General features: G+C 71.6%; 12 protein-coding genes and 1 pseudogene. 5 read left to right on the top strand and 8 right to left on the bottom strand.

Features of this window, described 5'->3' with window-relative positions; genetic code table 11:
* Positions 1-183: 183 nt before the first annotated feature.
* From ACIA8F_RS35340 to ACIA8F_RS35320, 5 genes and pseudogenes are all read right to left on the bottom strand, one after another.
* Entirely contained in the window at positions 184-1677 is a 1494-nt protein-coding gene (locus ACIA8F_RS35340; protein ID WP_399385087.1) for an aldehyde dehydrogenase family protein, read from the bottom strand.
* A pseudogene (locus ACIA8F_RS35335) lies at positions 1674-3461 on the bottom strand (amidohydrolase family protein); the annotation flags it as partial. The gene ACIA8F_RS35340 and the pseudogene ACIA8F_RS35335, both read right to left, overlap by 4 nt.
* Positions 3462-3620: 159 nt before the next feature.
* Positions 3621-4742: an LLM class flavin-dependent oxidoreductase gene (locus ACIA8F_RS35330; RefSeq protein ID WP_399385085.1), complete on the bottom strand. Its 1122-nt coding sequence runs from the start codon at positions 4740-4742 to the stop codon at positions 3621-3623.
* A 115-nt stretch (positions 4743-4857) separates the two neighbouring features.
* The gene (locus ACIA8F_RS35325) at positions 4858-5643 is read right to left on the bottom strand and encodes an SDR family NAD(P)-dependent oxidoreductase (protein ID WP_399385084.1); all 786 of its coding nucleotides are present in this window, start codon (positions 5641-5643) and stop codon (positions 4858-4860) included.
* 21 nt (positions 5644-5664) lie between these two features.
* Entirely contained in the window at positions 5665-6612 is a 948-nt protein-coding gene (locus ACIA8F_RS35320; protein WP_399385083.1) for an LLM class F420-dependent oxidoreductase, read from the bottom strand.
* 221 nt (positions 6613-6833) lie between these two features.
* On the opposite strand from ACIA8F_RS35320, the gene ACIA8F_RS35315 reads away from it, so the two are divergent.
* Positions 6834-7514: a hypothetical protein gene (locus ACIA8F_RS35315; RefSeq protein WP_399385082.1), complete on the top strand. Its 681-nt coding sequence runs from the start codon at positions 6834-6836 to the stop codon at positions 7512-7514.
* Between the two features lie 98 nt (positions 7515-7612).
* On the opposite strand, the gene ACIA8F_RS35310 is transcribed toward ACIA8F_RS35315, so the two are convergent.
* From ACIA8F_RS35310 to ACIA8F_RS35300, 3 genes are read right to left on the bottom strand one after another with little or no spacing between them, the layout of a single operon-like run.
* Entirely contained in the window at positions 7613-8494 is an 882-nt protein-coding gene (locus ACIA8F_RS35310; RefSeq protein ID WP_399385081.1) for a hypothetical protein, read from the bottom strand.
* Between the two features lie 42 nt (positions 8495-8536).
* On the bottom strand, positions 8537-9790 hold the full coding sequence (locus tag ACIA8F_RS35305) for an ATP-binding protein (protein ID WP_399385079.1): 1254 nt from the start codon (positions 9788-9790) through the stop codon (positions 8537-8539).
* Positions 9787-10452: a response regulator transcription factor gene (locus ACIA8F_RS35300; protein ID WP_399385077.1), complete on the bottom strand. Its 666-nt coding sequence runs from the start codon at positions 10450-10452 to the stop codon at positions 9787-9789. Before ACIA8F_RS35300 ends, ACIA8F_RS35305 begins: the two co-directional genes overlap by 4 nt.
* A 90-nt stretch (positions 10453-10542) precedes the next feature.
* On the opposite strand from ACIA8F_RS35300, the gene ACIA8F_RS35295 reads away from it, so the two are divergent.
* The 4 genes from ACIA8F_RS35295 to ACIA8F_RS35280 are packed head-to-tail and all read left to right on the top strand — an operon-like array spanning position 10543 to position 14235.
* Positions 10543-11055 carry a hypothetical protein gene (locus tag ACIA8F_RS35295; RefSeq protein ID WP_399385075.1) on the top strand — a complete coding sequence of 171 codons (513 nt, stop codon included), beginning with the start codon at positions 10543-10545 and terminating at the stop codon, positions 11053-11055.
* Positions 11052-12290 (top strand): peptidoglycan-binding protein, encoded by a 1239-nt coding sequence (locus tag ACIA8F_RS35290; protein ID WP_399385073.1) that lies wholly within the window; start codon positions 11052-11054, stop codon positions 12288-12290. Before ACIA8F_RS35295 ends, ACIA8F_RS35290 begins: the two co-directional genes overlap by 4 nt.
* On the top strand, positions 12287-12997 hold the full coding sequence (locus ACIA8F_RS35285; protein WP_399385071.1) for an ABC transporter ATP-binding protein: 711 nt from the start codon (positions 12287-12289) through the stop codon (positions 12995-12997). The genes ACIA8F_RS35290 and ACIA8F_RS35285 overlap by 4 nt, the downstream gene beginning before the upstream one ends.
* Positions 12997-14235 (top strand): ABC transporter permease, encoded by a 1239-nt coding sequence (locus ACIA8F_RS35280; protein ID WP_399385069.1) that lies wholly within the window; start codon positions 12997-12999, stop codon positions 14233-14235. The genes ACIA8F_RS35285 and ACIA8F_RS35280 overlap by 1 nt, the downstream gene beginning before the upstream one ends.

The raw sequence follows: 14235 nt of genomic DNA, 5'->3' as shown, positions 1-14235 counted from the left end.
AAGCCCTTCGAATCTTGAGATCGAGACTCTTCACGAGGATGTAATAGAAGGTTCACAGGCCTGCCGATCATTGTTTCGGCAGGCCTGGACCTTTTATTTCACCATGCGGAAATCGCAGCACTGTCCGTTTTGACCGGTTTCAAACTTTCCGGGTCAATGTTTGGTCAAGTGCAGGACTTTTCGTCAAACCCAGACGATCGACTGCATCTCGCTGTAGGCGTGCAGGGCGTACGAACCCACGTCCCGGCCGACCCCCGAGCGCTTGAAGCCGCCGAAGGGCGCCTCCATGTTCCGCCCGATGGTGTTCACGCCGACCCCGCCCGCCCGCAGCCGCCGCGCCACCCGGAAGGCGCGCGCCGCGTCCGCGGACCACACGTAGCTGATCAGGCCGAAATCGCTGTCGTTGGCCAGCGCCACCGCCTCGTCCTCACCTCCGTCGAAGGGGACGACCACGACCACCGGCCCGAAGATCTCCTCCCGGACCACCCGCATGTCGTTCGTGCAGTCGACGAGGAGGGTGGGAGCCACGTAGAAGCCCTTGCCCGCGGCAGCGCCTTCGCCGAGCACCGGACGCTCGCCGCCGAAGGCGATCCGGGCGCCCTCCTTCTTCCCCAGCTCGATGTACGACTCCACCCGGTCCCGGTGCGCCGCCGAGATGACCGGGCCCACCACCGTCCCGCGCACCGACGGGTCCCCGACCTTCATGAAGGCCAGGTAGCCCTGCAGCTTCTCCACCAGCTGCTCGTACACCGAGCGGTGGACGATCACCCGGGTCGGAGCCGTGCAGATCTGCCCGGAGTAGAAGGAGAAGGTGGTGCCGATCCCCATCACCGCCGCGTCCAGGTCGGCGTCCGCCAGGACGATCGCCGCGCCCTTGCCGCCCAGCTCCATCAGCTGCCGCTTCATCGTGCGGCCGCAGACCTCGGCGATGCGCTGCCCGACGCCGGTGGATCCGGTGAAGGACACCATGTCCACGTCCGGGGAGTCCACGGCCGCCTCGCCGACCTCCACCGAGGTGCCGGAGACCACGTTCACCACGCCCGCCGGCACCCCGGCCTCGTGCAGCGCCTCGGCCATCCGGAACACCGACAGCGGGTCCTGCGGGGCCGGCTTGACCACCACCGTGTTGCCCATGGCCAGCGCCGGGGCCACCTTGCCCGCCGGGTTGGCCCACGGGTTGTTGTAGGAGGTGATGCAGGTGACGACCCCGACCGGCTGGCGCACCTCCAGTGCGCCGAGGATGCTCGCCGCGCCCATCGGTCCCGCGTCGGTGACCTGCGGCGGCAGCCCGCGCTCGACCGGTTCCAGGGCGCCCTTCGCGTACCGGCGGAAGCGGGCCACACCCACTCCGACCTGCATGCCCCGCGCGATCCCGGTGGGGGCGCCCGTCTCGGCCTGCGCGAGCGCCGCCCAGGGCTCGTACTCGCGCTGGATGATGTCCGCGGCCCGGTCCAGGATCGCGGCCCGCTCCTGCGGCTTCGTCCGGGACCAGCCCTCGAAGGCCGCCGCCGCGGCGCGCGCCGCGTCCTCGACCTGCCCGCGCGAGGCCTCGGGGGCCAGGCCGACGACGGATTCGTCGGCCGGGTTGACCACCTCGTAGTGCCCGCCCGCCGGCTCGACCCATTCGCCGCCGATGTAGAGCTTCTGCGGAGCGTCCTGAGCGTCCTGAGCGGTCACCTGGTGCTCACCGTCCTCGTGTCGCGGCCCGAACGGAGCACGATCCCGGGGATCGCCCCCGTGATCTCGTCGTCGCGGATGGTCTCCACGCCGTTGACGCGTACGGAGACCATGCCGATCGCCCGCGCGTCCAGCCGCGGGCTGTCCCCGGGCAGGTCGTGCACGAGCGTCGCCGGTCCGGCCTCGATCCGCTCCGGGTCGAAGAGCACCAGGTCCGCGTGGAAGCCCTCCTCGATCCGGCCGCGCTCGCGCAGCCCGAACAACCGGGCCGGGTCGTCGGTGAGCATCCGTACCGCCTGCTCCAGCGGCACCAGCTTGCGGCCGCGCAGGCAGTCCCCGAGGAAGCGGGTCGTGTACGGGGCTCCGCACATGCGGTCCAGGTGGGCGCCGGCGTCGGAGCCGCCGAGCATGACGTCCTCGTGCTGCCAGGTCTCGGCGCGCAGCGCCCAGCTCGCCGGGTCGTTGTCGGTCGGCATGGGCCAGAGCACCGTACGCAGGTCGTCGTTGGCGCAGATCTCCACCAGGCACTGGAAGGCGTCCTGGCCGCGCTCGGCCGCGATGTCGTTGACGACGCGGCCCGACAGGCCCGCGTTCGCCTCGCTGTAGGTGTCGCCGATGACGTAGCGGCCGAAGTTGGCCAGCCGCCGGAAGACCCCGGCCTCCTTGGAGGAGGCGCGGACCAGCATCTCGGCGCGCACGTCGGCGTCGCGCAGCTTCACGATGCGCTCGGGGACGGGCAGGCCCAGGATCTCGCCCCAGCCGGGGATCAGGTTGAGGGCGCAGAAGGTGCCCAGCGACATGTTCATGGGCGTCAGGATCGGCATCGTCAGCGCGACGATGCGGCCGCCTGCCTTGCGGGCGCGCTCGCTGGGGATCAACTGGCGCGGCACGCGCTCCGGGACGGAGGCGTCGATGGTGAGCACGTTCCAGTTCAGGGGCCGGCCGGCGGCCGCGCTCATCTCGACGAAGAGGTCGATCTCCTCGTCGGCGAACTGGTCGAGGCAGCCCGCGACGATCGCCTCCAGCTGGGTGCCCTCGTGCTCGGAGACCGCCCGGGAGAGCGCGAGGAGCTCCTCGGGCTTGGCGTGCCGGGAGGCGACGGGGGCTCCGGAGCCGTCGGAGTGGGTGGAGGACTGGGTGGTCGACAGGCCCCAGGCGCCGGCGTTCATGGCGTCGTGGAACAGGTCGAGCATCTGCTGCATCTGCTCTTCGCTCGGCTGGCCGCCGACGGCTTCCTCGCCCATGACGTGCCGGCGCAGCGCGCAGTGGCCGACCATGAAGCCGGCGTTGACGGCGATGCGGCCGTCGAGCGCGTCGAGGTACTCGCCGAAGGTGGACCAGGTCCAGTCGACGCCCTCTTCGAGCGCGGCCAGGGCCATGCCCTCGACCTTGCTCATCATGCGGCGGGTGTAGTCGGCGTCTTCCGGGCGGGCCGGGTTGAGCGGGGCCAGGGTGAATCCGCAGTTGCCGCCCGCGACGGTGGTCACTCCGTGGTTCATGGAGGGGGTCGCGTACGGGTCCCAGAAGAGCTGGGCGTCGTAGTGCGTGTGGGGGTCGATGAAGCCGGGGGTGAGGACGAGGCCGGTCGCGTCCTCGGTGGTGGTGGCCTCTTCGGTCACGGTGCCGGGCTCGGCGATGACGGCGATGCGGCCGTCGCGTATCCCTACGTCGGCTACGCGAGCCGGGGCGCCCGTCCCGTCCACGACGGTGGCGCCCTTGATCAGGTGGTCGAGCATGACGTCCTCTCTGCCGGTGTTCGCGTTGCACGCCGTCTCCCGGGTCTCCGCCCCGGGGCCCGGTCCCCGGCAGCGGCGCCGCGCGGGGACCGCCGCGAGCCCCGGTCGGGGGTCCTGGGGCCGGCCGCGGCCACGGTTGGACCTCCGGCCGGGGCCGGTTCCGGGGCGGCGGTCCGGGAAGACGCCGCCCCGAGTTCCCCCGCCGGCTCAGACGGCCTCGCGGAAGCGCGTCGTGCGGTGCACCGGGTCGGTGTCGATGTGCGGGATGACGTGCTCGCCGATGAGCTTGATGGTGGTCATCGTGTCCTCGGGCGAGACGCCGGTCGGCAGGCCGAAGGAGAGCTGGTCGGCGCCGGCCTCCTCCCAGCGCTTGCACTGGGCGCGGACCTCGGAGGGGTCGCCGCAGATGAGCAGCTCCTCCTCGATGAGGAGCTCGACGATCTCCGCGTTGTACTCGGGGAGGATCTCGGGCCACTCGGGGATGATCTCGGGGCGCGGGAAGGTGTCGTGGTAGCGGAAGACCAGCGACTGGAAGCGGTTCATGTTGGCGTTGACGGCGATCTCGACGGCCTTGTCGTGGGTCTCGGCGCAGATCGCGGTCGAGGTGACCATGACGTTGTCGTTGACGAAGGCGCCGATGGCCTTCGCCTCCTGGATCGCGGTCTTGTACTGGTCCAGCACCCAGGCCATGTCGGAGACCTTCTGGACGCTGAAGCCGAGGACGCCCAGGCCCTTCTTGGCCGCCATGGCGTACGAGGCCGGGGAGCCGGCGGCGTACCACATGGCCGGGTGGCCCTTGCCGTACGGCTTGGGGAAGATCTTGCGCGGCGGGAGCGACCAGTGCTTGCCCTGGAACCCCTCGTACTCCTCCTGGAGGAACATCTTGGGGAACTCGGCGATGGTCTCCTCCCAGATCTCCTTGGTCCCGTCCATGTTCTCGATGCCGGGGAGGAAGCCGAGGATCTCGTGGCTGCCGGCGCCGCGGCCGGTGCCGAACTCGAAGCGGCCCTTGGAGAGGTGGTCGAGCATGGCGACCTTCTCGGCCACCTTGACCGGGTGGTTGACCGGGGCGAGCGGGTTGAAGATGCCGGAGCCGAGGTGGATGCGCTCGGTGGCGTGAGCGAGGTACCCGAGGAACACCTCGTTCGCCGAAAGGTGCGAGTACTCCTCCAGGAAGTGGTGCTCGGAGGCCCAGGCGTACTTGAACCCGGACTTGTCCGCCTGGATGACGTACTCGGTCTCCTCGATCAGCGCCTTGTGCTCTGCCTCGGGGTCGACCTTGGACCGTGCCTCAGGCACGTATCCCTGCACAAAGAGCCCGAATTCCAAGGGGATTCACCGTCCTTCTGTTTCTGACGTTGCGTCAGATTCGATGTCACGACTGTTCCATCGCGAGGGCGGGAGCGTCAATACCTGACGCTCCATCAGATACGGTCGGAAGGGGCTAGCCGATGCTGACGCCGGCCATCCAGCCGCCGTCGATCACGAACGGCTGGCCGGTGATGTACGAGGAGTCCTCGCTGGTCAGGAACAGTGCCAGCTTGGCTATCTCCTCGGGCTGCCCCACCCGGCCCATCGGCACCACGCGCTGGTAGAGCTCCGCCATGGCGTCCCGGGCCTCCTGCGGGAGGTCCGCCGGATTCGTGTTCCCGGGGGTGGCCATCGCGGTGTCCACGGCCCCCGGGCACATCGCGTTGACCCGGATGTTCTTCGCGGCCAGCTCCAGCGCGGCCACCCGGGTCAGGCCCAGGATCGCCGCCTTGGTCGCCGCGTACGTGCCCACGTACGCCATGCCCGTCAGGCCCGTGTACGAGGAGGTGTTGACGATCGTGCCGCCGCCGGCCGCCTCGATCTCGGGGGCCACCGACTTGATGCCGAGGAAGGCCCCGACCTGGTTGACCTGGACCACGTGCTGGAACTCCTCCAGCGGGGTCGCGGTCAGCTCGTTGAAGCGCAGGATGCCCGCATTGTTGACCAGGCCGTCCACCGGGCCGAAGGCCTCCTTCGCCGCCGCGATGGCCGCCGCCCAGTCCTCCTCGCGGCTCACGTCCATCCGTACGTACCGGGCCCGGTCCTCGCCGATCTCCTTCGCGACCGCCGCGCCCTGCTCGTCCAGTACGTCGCCCAGGAGCACCTTGGCCCCCTCGGCGGCGAAGAGCCGGGCCTCCTGTTCGCCCTGGCCGCGTGCGGCGCCCGTGATGATGACGACGCGTCCGTCCAGCTTGCCCATGCCGTACCCCTACCTAGGTCGCTAGTCGTTGAGGAGCGGGCCCACTTCGGACCCGAAAGCGGTGATCTGGTCGATGAGTTCGGCCCGGTCGCGGTTGCGGAAGCGGACCTGGATCTGGTCGATGCCGATCGCCTTGTACGCGCGCAGCGACTCGGCGAGCGCCTCCGCCTTGCCGGTGAGGGCCCGCCGGCCGGTGTCCCAGCCGGGCTCGCCGACGTACAGCGGTGCGGTGATCGCGCCGAACTCCACGGGCCCGGTGACCCCGGCCTCGGCGCGGAGCTCCTTGATGCGGGCGATCTGCGCCGGGAGCTTGTCGAGCGGGTCGCCCTGCGGCAGCCAGCCGTCGCCGCGCACGGCGGCCCGGCGGACGGCGGCGGGCGAGGAGCCGCCCACCCAGACGGGGATCCGGGCCTGGACGGGGCGGGGCAGCTGCCCGAGGTCCTTGAAGGAGAACAGCTCGCCCTCGAACTCCGGGTACTCCTCGGGGCCCAGCGCGGCGCGCAGTGCGTCGAGGGTCTCGTCGAGGACGGCGCCGCGGCGCGCGAAGTCCACGCCGAGCACCTCGAACTCCTCCTTCACGTGCCCGGCGCCGACGCCGAGGATCAGCCGGCCGCCCGAGAGGTGGTCGACGGTGGCGTACTGCTTGGCGCTGAGCAGCGGGTGGCGCAGGCCGAGGATCGCGACGTGGCTGAGCAGCCGCACGTTCTCGGTAATCCCGGCCAGGAAGGAGAGGGTGGCGACCGGGTCGTACCAGATGGTGCTCATGGGGCCCGCCATGTGCCGCGGGATGGCCACGTGGTCGCAGGTGGCGACGTAGCCGAAGCCGGCCCGGTCGGCCGCCCGGGCGACCGCCGCGAGGTCGGCGGCGCCGGCCGTCGCCTCCCAGGGTTCGGCGTAGATGGTGCTCTGCGACTGGATCGGGAGCTGCATCCCGTAGACCAGCCGACCTTCCGGAAACACGCGCGCCATGGGCCGTACCCGCCTCGTCCTCGACTGCCGATTCGTCATACCGGTGCGGGGGCCATCGTCGTAGCTGACGGGTCGTCAGGCAAGGGGTAGGCCCGAAGACGGCGGCCCGGTCCGGGCCCCGGGTGACAATGACGGCATCCGCGGCGCACAGGAGGGTGTCAGGCGCCGGGTGCGGGGTCCCGGTACGGGCCCCCGGACGGTACGAAATGGTGGGGAACGGCGTGAAAGAGCTTTTGGCCCTGGTCGGCGGGCTTGCATGGACGGTCGTGTACGTCGAGGCGATACGGGTGGGACTGCGGGACAAGACGTACGCGATACCCGTCGGGGTCCTCGCACTGAACTTCGCGTGGGAGGCGATCTACGCCGTCGTCGGCTTCAGCGGAGCCGCCGACACGACCCAGGTCGTCATCAACGCGCTGTGGGCCGTTGCCGATGTCGTCATCATCTACACCTACCTGCGCTGGGGCCGGGCCGAGCTGCCCGGCTTCGTGACCCAGCCGCTGTTCCTCGTCTGGAGCGCGGTCCTCTTCGCGAGCGCCTTCGTCGTGCAACTGCTCTTCATCGCCCAGTTCGGCTCGCAGGACGGCAGCCACTACTCGGCGTTCCTGCAGAACCTGCTGATGTCCGGGCTCTTCATCGCCCTGTACGTGAGCCGCGGCGGCCCGCAGGGCCAGTCCCTCACCATCGCGATCGCCAAGTGGATCGGCACGCTCTCGGCGGCCTTCCTCTTCGGGGTCCTGGAGCACTCTCCGCTGGTGCTCGGCCTGGGCGTGCTGTGCTCGGTGTTCGACCTCGCCTACATCGCTCTGCTGATCAAGAACCCGGCGGGCGGGGTGCGCGGTGGCGCACGTCCGGCGGCGGAGGCATCGGCGGCCAAGGAGGGCGTGGCCGCCACCGGCTGAGGCCGGGGGCGGCGCGGGCGAGGCGGCGCGGGCGGGACTGCCCGTACGGCACCGCCCGTACGGGCCCGGGCGGCCCGCGCGGCCCGGGCGGCCCGTGGTCAGAAGCCCTTCGGGCCCATCACGATGACCGGCTTGGCCGCCGGGTCGAGGGTCTCCAGGACCTTCTGCATCGCGGCCTTGGGGATGCCCACGCAGCCCTGGGAGGGGCCGTCGTGGTCCACGTGGAGCCAGATGTTGCCGCCCTTCTCCTCGCCCTCGGGCTTCGTCGGGTCGAGCGGACTCACACCGGTCTTGCGGTTGTAGTCGATGGCGACGACGTAGTCGAAGGAGCCGCGCAGCGACTCCCCGTTGACCCCGAGGCCGGTCGCCACGAAGGAGCCGTCCTGGTCGTACGGGAACTTCGTGCCCGCCGGCTTCGCCAGCAGCCCGCCCGCGTCGGTCAGCGCGAACACGCCCTCGGGGGAGGTCAGGTCCCCGTACGTACGCTCCGTGGACCAGCCCTTGGCCCCGTTGCGCGCGGGCCAGCTGTCGCTCTTCGCCCAGTCGGCGCCGGCCGCCGGACGGGTGTACAGGGCGGCGGTGGACTCCGAGGAGTCCCTCGCCCTGCCCGTGACCAGGATGAGCTGGCGGGCCTCCGCGGGGATCTTCGCCCGGGTCTGCTCGCTGACCTCGGGCAGGCCCTGGAGCGGGTCGCGTTCGGCCGCCCGCGCGGCCCGCTGCTCGGCCGGCGGCCGGGCGTCGGCCGCGGAGCGGGCCGCGGCATTGGCCGGCGGCTCGTAGGCCAGGTACACCCAGCCGGCGCCGAAGCCGAGCAGCCCGAGGGCGGCCGCGAAGGCCAGCGGGCGCGAGCCGCGGGAACCCCGGGGTGCGCCGTCGGCGCGCCGCCTGCCGTCGGCGCGGGAGCGCCGGGTCGGGCGGGACGTACCGGGCGTTCGGGGCGGACGGGGCGCGCGGGAGCCGGCTCGGGCGTGCTTGCTCATTGACCCGACCGTACACAGCCGATCTTCATTTTTGTTGACCGGTCAAGCGCCCGGCGTTTCCCCGGCGCGTCGCGCGGCCGGCGCATCGGCCGGAAACCAGACCCGGACCATCAGCCCGCCGCCCGGCGCCGGGTTGGCGCGCGCCGTCAGTTCAGCGCCGTGCGCCCGCGCGATCGAGGCGACGATCGAGAGCCCCAACCCGGCGCCCTCGCCCGCCGTATGCTGCCGCTCCGCCCGCCGCCGGAAGGGCTCCAGCAGCCGCGGCACGTCCGCCGGCTCGATCACCGGACCGGTGTTGGAGACCGTCAGCACCCCCTCCCGGGAGGTCGACACCTCCAGGCGGCCGCCCGCGCGGTTGTGACGTACGGCATTGGCCAGCAGGTTCCGCAGGAGGTGCCCCAGGAGGGTCCGGTCGCCGGAGACGGTCAGCGGCGCGAGATCCCGTACCACCAGCAGGTCCTGAGGGGCCGTCCCCTCGATGTCCGACAGCTCCGCCTCGGCGAGCACGGCCAGGTCCACCGGCTCCGTCGCCTCCAGGCCGTCCTCCGAGACGGCGAGCAGGAGCAGGGACTCGACGAGGTGCTGACTGGAGTCGGCGACCTCGATGAGCTTGGAGCGGATCCGCGCCACCTTCTCCGGCGGCGGCTCCCCCGCGAGACCGATCTCCGCGGCCGCCCGCTGGACGGCGAGCGGGGTGCGCAGCTCGTGGGCGGCGTTCGCGGCGAACCGGCGCTGCGCTCCGACCAGGTCCTCCATCCGGTCGAGCATCCCGTCGAAGGTGTCCGCGAGCCGTTTGAGTTCGCCGGGCGGGGCCTTGAGGCCGATCCGCTCGTGGAGGTTGGCGCCGGACAGCCGCCGGGCCGTCTCGGTGATCACGCCGACGGGGCGCAGGACGCGGCCGGCCATCCACCAGGCCAGCCAGATGGACAGGACGGCGAACACGGCGAGGGCGACGAGGGAGACGAGGAGCAGTTCGTGGAGGGTGGCCTGCTCGACGGCGGTGGTCAGGTTGCGGGTGGCCTGCCACTGGGCGATCTGTTCGGGGGTGGCGCCGGGGTCGGAGCCGAGGCTCTCGGCGGGGACCGGCACGCGCCGGCCCGGGACCACGGACGGCGGCGGGGTGCCCTGGACGGCCGGGGCGTAGGTGGTGGTGGAGACGGCTCCGCTGATGCGGCCGTAGAGGCCGTTGCGGAGCAGGACGTTGATCAGCGCGATGAGGCCGCCGCCCGCGAGGAGCAGCAGGGACCCGTAGAGGACGGTGAGACGGGCGCGCTCGGATTGGAGCACTGCTCTCATCGGGGATCACCGATCCGGTATCCGGCGCCCTGGACGGTCTCGATCAGGGGCGGCTCCCCCAGCTTGGCGCGCAGCTTGCTCAGGGTCACCCGTACCGCATTGGTGCTGTACGAGGTGTCCTCCTCCCACACCTGCTCGATCAGGTCGTCATTGCTGAGGACCGCGCCCTCCGCGCGCAGCAGCGACTCCAGGACCGCGAACTCCTTGCGGGAGAGCGCGAGCCGGCGCCCCTCCCGGGTGGCGGTGCGCCGCGCGACGTCCACGGCCACCCCCGCCCGTTCCAGCACCGGCGGCAGGGCCGGCTGGGCGCGCCGCCCCAGCGCCAGCACCCGGGCGAGGAGCTCGTCGTAGGCGAAGGGCTTGGTGAGGTAGTCGTCGGCGCCCAGGCCCAGGCCCTCCACCCGGTCCCGTACGGTCCCGGAGGCCGTCAGCATCAGGACGCGGGTCAGCAGCCGCTCGCGCACCACCTGGCGGCAGACCTCGTCGCCGTGCAGGCCGGGCAGGTCCCGGTCGAGGACGAGGACGTCGTACGCGCCCAGCCGCAGGCGGCGCAGGGCCTCCAGGCCGTCGCTCGCCTCGTCCACGGCCAGGGCGTCGCCGCGCAGCCCCTCGGCGATCATCTCCCGCAGGAACTCCTCGTCCTCCACCACCAGAACTCGCATGGCGTCCTCTTTACCCGAGAGGTGCATTTCGCCGTTGTAAGCACGAGCCGTTAGAGAAGCGAAACCCGCTGTTCGCGCACGCTCGGGCCCATGAAGCGATCCACGACCATGACCACGGCCGCGCTCCTCACCGGCCTCACCCTCTTCGTCACCGCGTGCACGGGCGGCGCCGGCGGCTCGGACGGAAAGAAGGACGGGAAGAGCGACTCCTCGAATTCGAGCGGCACGGGCGGCAGCGGCGGCGGTGCGGACGCCGACAACGCCCTCAAGCTGCGCAAGTGCTTGCGCGACAACGGCGTCGACGCCCCCGACCCGAAGCCCGGCGAGGACCCGCGCGGCATGACCCTGGGCGCGGGCGCGGACCAGGAGGTCCTGAAGAAGGCCATGGACAAGTGCGGGATGAAGGGTCCCGGCTCCGGCGGCGAGATGCCGCAGGCGGAGAAGGACAAGGCCCTCAAGCAGGCCAAGTGCATGCGGGACAACGGCTTCGACTTCCCGGACCCGGAGTTCAACGGAAACGCCCGGACCGGGTTCTCGATACCCGAGGGCACCGACAAGGACAAGTTCATGGCCCAGCTGAACAAGTGCAGCGGGGACCAGTGAGGAAGCGGGGGAAGTGGCTCCTGGGCTCGCTGGCCGTGGTGCTCGCCGTCACGGGCGGCGGGTACGCGGTCGTCGCGCAGGCCGGGACGGACGGCGACGGCGGTGGCGACTCGAAGCAGAACCGCGCCGACGGACTGCCCGGGGCCACGCAGCCGGTCACGCGCGGCGACCTGAGCTCCGGGTTCAAGGTCGACGGGACGCTGGGCTTCGCGAAGGAACGCAAGCTCAACGCGGTGGGCGCGGACGCGGGCGGCGGGGCGGGCGGGGCCGGAGGCGCGGGTGGTGCGGGTGGAGCAGGTGGTGCGGGTGGCGCTGCGGGCGCCGGTGGGGCGGGGGGTTCGGCGGGGGCGGGAGCCGGCTCCGGCTCCGGCTCCGCGACCCTGACCTGGGTGGCGCCCGCCGGCTCCTCCGTCGAGCGCGACGGCAAGCTCTACGAGGTCAACGGCAAGCCGGTGCGGCTGATGTACGGCTCCACCCCCATGTACCGCTCGCTGAAGTCCGGGGACAAGGGCGAGGACGTCAAGCAGCTCAAGCAGAACCTCCAGGCCCTCGGCTTCGGCACCGGCCTGGACACCACGGACGGCACCTTCACCGACGGCACGGCCACCGCGGTCAAGCGCTGGCAGAAGTCCCACAAGGTGAAGGAGACCGGTGAGGTCGGCAAGGGCGACATCGCCTTCGCCTCCGGACCCCAGCGGATCCAGAAGAACGACATGGCCGTCGGCGACGAGGCGTCCGCCGGCAAGCCCGTCATGACCCTGACCGGCACCGAGCGGACGGTCCGCCTGCAGCTCGACGTGGCCAAGGCGGGCAAGGTCAAGACCGGCGACCCGGTGACCGTGAGCCTGCCCGGCGGCGGCACCGGCACCGGGAAGATCAGCTCCATCGGCGCCACCGCCAACGGCGACGATCCGTCCTCGGGCGGCGGCGGTGGCGGCGGCGACAAGAAGCCGAAGGTCGACGTCGAGGTCGCCCTCGACAACCCCACCGAGGCCACGGGTCCCGACCAGTCCCCGGTCTCGGTGAGCCTGACGGGCGAGGTCCGCAAGGGAGTGCTCTCCGTACCGGTCAACTCGCTCCTCGCCCTCTCCGAAGGCGGCTTCGGGGTCCAGGTCGTCGAGGACGGCAAGGTCCGCGAGGTCAAGGTCGAGCTCGGCATGTTCGGCCAGGGCCGGGTGGAGGTGAAGGGGGACGCCCTCAAGGAGGGCATGCTCGTCGGGGTCCCCAAGTCATGAACAAACACGCCCACGCCGTCGTCGAACTGACCGGCGTCACCAAGGAGTATCCCGGCGGGGTCGCGGCCCTGCGCGGGGTCGACCTGACCGTCCTGAACGGCGAGCTCCTCGCCATCGTCGGGCCGTCGGGCTCCGGCAAGTCCACGCTCCTGCACATCGTCGGCACGCTGGACCGGCCGACCGCCGGGCGCGTCGCCATCGCCGGGTACGACATCGCGAGCCTCTCCGACCGCTCCCTGTCCGCCCTGCGCTCCCGGCACGTCGGCTTCGTGTTCCAGTCCTTCCACCTGGTACCGGGCATCAGCGCCCGCGCCAACGTCGCCGAGGGGCTGCTCTACTCCGGCCTCTCCCGCGCCGAGCGCGGCCGGCGGGCGGAACGCGCCCTGGAGCGCGTCGGCCTCGGCGACCGCATGGACCACCGTCCGCACGAGCTGTCCGGCGGGCAGAAGCAGCGCGTGGCGATCGCCCGCGCGGTGGCGGGCGAACCCGACCTGCTGCTCGCCGACGAACCGACGGGCGCCCTGGACACGGCGTCCGGGGAGTCGGTGATGGAACTGCTGCACGAGCTCAACCAGGACGGGGCCACCATCGCCGTGATCACCCACGACAACGAGATCGCGGCGAGCCTGCCCCGCCAGGTCCGCATCCGCGACGGCGAGATCGTGGCCGACCTGTGGAACGCGGACGCGCTGGGGGTGGGCGCGTAATGGGTTCCGGTACCCGTACGAAGTCCCGCGCGGCCGAGAAGAAGGCCCGCAAGCTGTCGCCTCCGCGGCTCGGCCCCCGGGACGTGTTCCACGTCGGATCGGCGGGGCTGCGCTCGCGGCCCATGCGCGTGTTCCTGTCCGCGCTCGGGATCGCGATCGGCATCGCGACGATGATCGCGGTCGTCGGCATCTCCTCGTCCAGCCAGGCCAAGCTCCTCCAGGAACTCGACAAGCTCGGCACGAACATGATGGTCGCGACACCCGCCCCGTCGATGTTCTCCGGACAGGACACCAAGCTGCCGAAGGACGCCCCCGGCATGATCGCCCGGATCGACGGGGTCGAATCGGTCGGCACGACGGGCGCCGTGAAGGAGTCCGTCCGGCGCAGCGAGAACATCCCGAAGGAGGAGACGAGCGGCATCGCCCTCATGGCGGCGCAGGGCGACCTCCTGAAGACCCTCCGGGCCCGGATGCAGAGCGGGACCTGGCTCAACGACGCCACGGGCCGCTACCCGTCCGTGGTCCTCGGACACGTCAGCGCCGAACGCCTGGGCATCACGGCACCCGGCGGCCAGGTGTTCATCGGCGGGCAGTACTTCACCGTCATCGGCATCCTGGACCCCATCCCGCTGGCCCCGGAGATCGAACGCTCGGCCCTCATCGGCTGGGACGCCGCGCAGAGCCTCCTGGGCTTCGACGGCCATCCCACGTCCGTCTACGAGCGCTCCGCCGACGACCGCGTCCAGGAGGTCCGGAGCCTCATCGCCAAGACGGCCAACCCCGAGAGCCCGGGCACGGTCGCGGTCACCGACCCCTCGGCGGCCCTCCAGGCGAAGGCCGCCACCGAGGGCGCCTTCAGCACCCTCCTCCTCGGCCTGGGCGGCATCGCCCTGCTGGTGGGCGGGGTCGGGGTGGCCAACACCATGATCATCTCGGTGCTGGAACGCCGCCACGAGATCGGCCTGCGCCGCTCCCTGGGCGCCACCAAGGGCCAGATCCGCATCCAGTTCGTCACGGAGTCCCTGCTCCTGTCGGGCCTGGGCGGCGTGGCCGGCATCGTGCTCGGCGGCGCGGCCACCGCGGTGTACGCCCGCGCCGGCGACCTCCCCTGGGTCGTCCCCCTCTGGGCCGTCACGGGCGGCTTCGCAGCAACCCTGGCCATCGGCACGATCGCAGGCCTCTACCCGGCGGTCCGAGCAGCAAAGCTGTCCCCGACCCTGGCACTACAGGCGGGGTAG

Source organism: Streptomyces sp. NPDC051563 (assembly GCF_044454225.1).
Lineage (GTDB): Bacteria > Actinomycetota > Actinomycetes > Streptomycetales > Streptomycetaceae > Streptomyces.
This window is presented reverse-complemented; position numbering and strand designations above follow the sequence as displayed.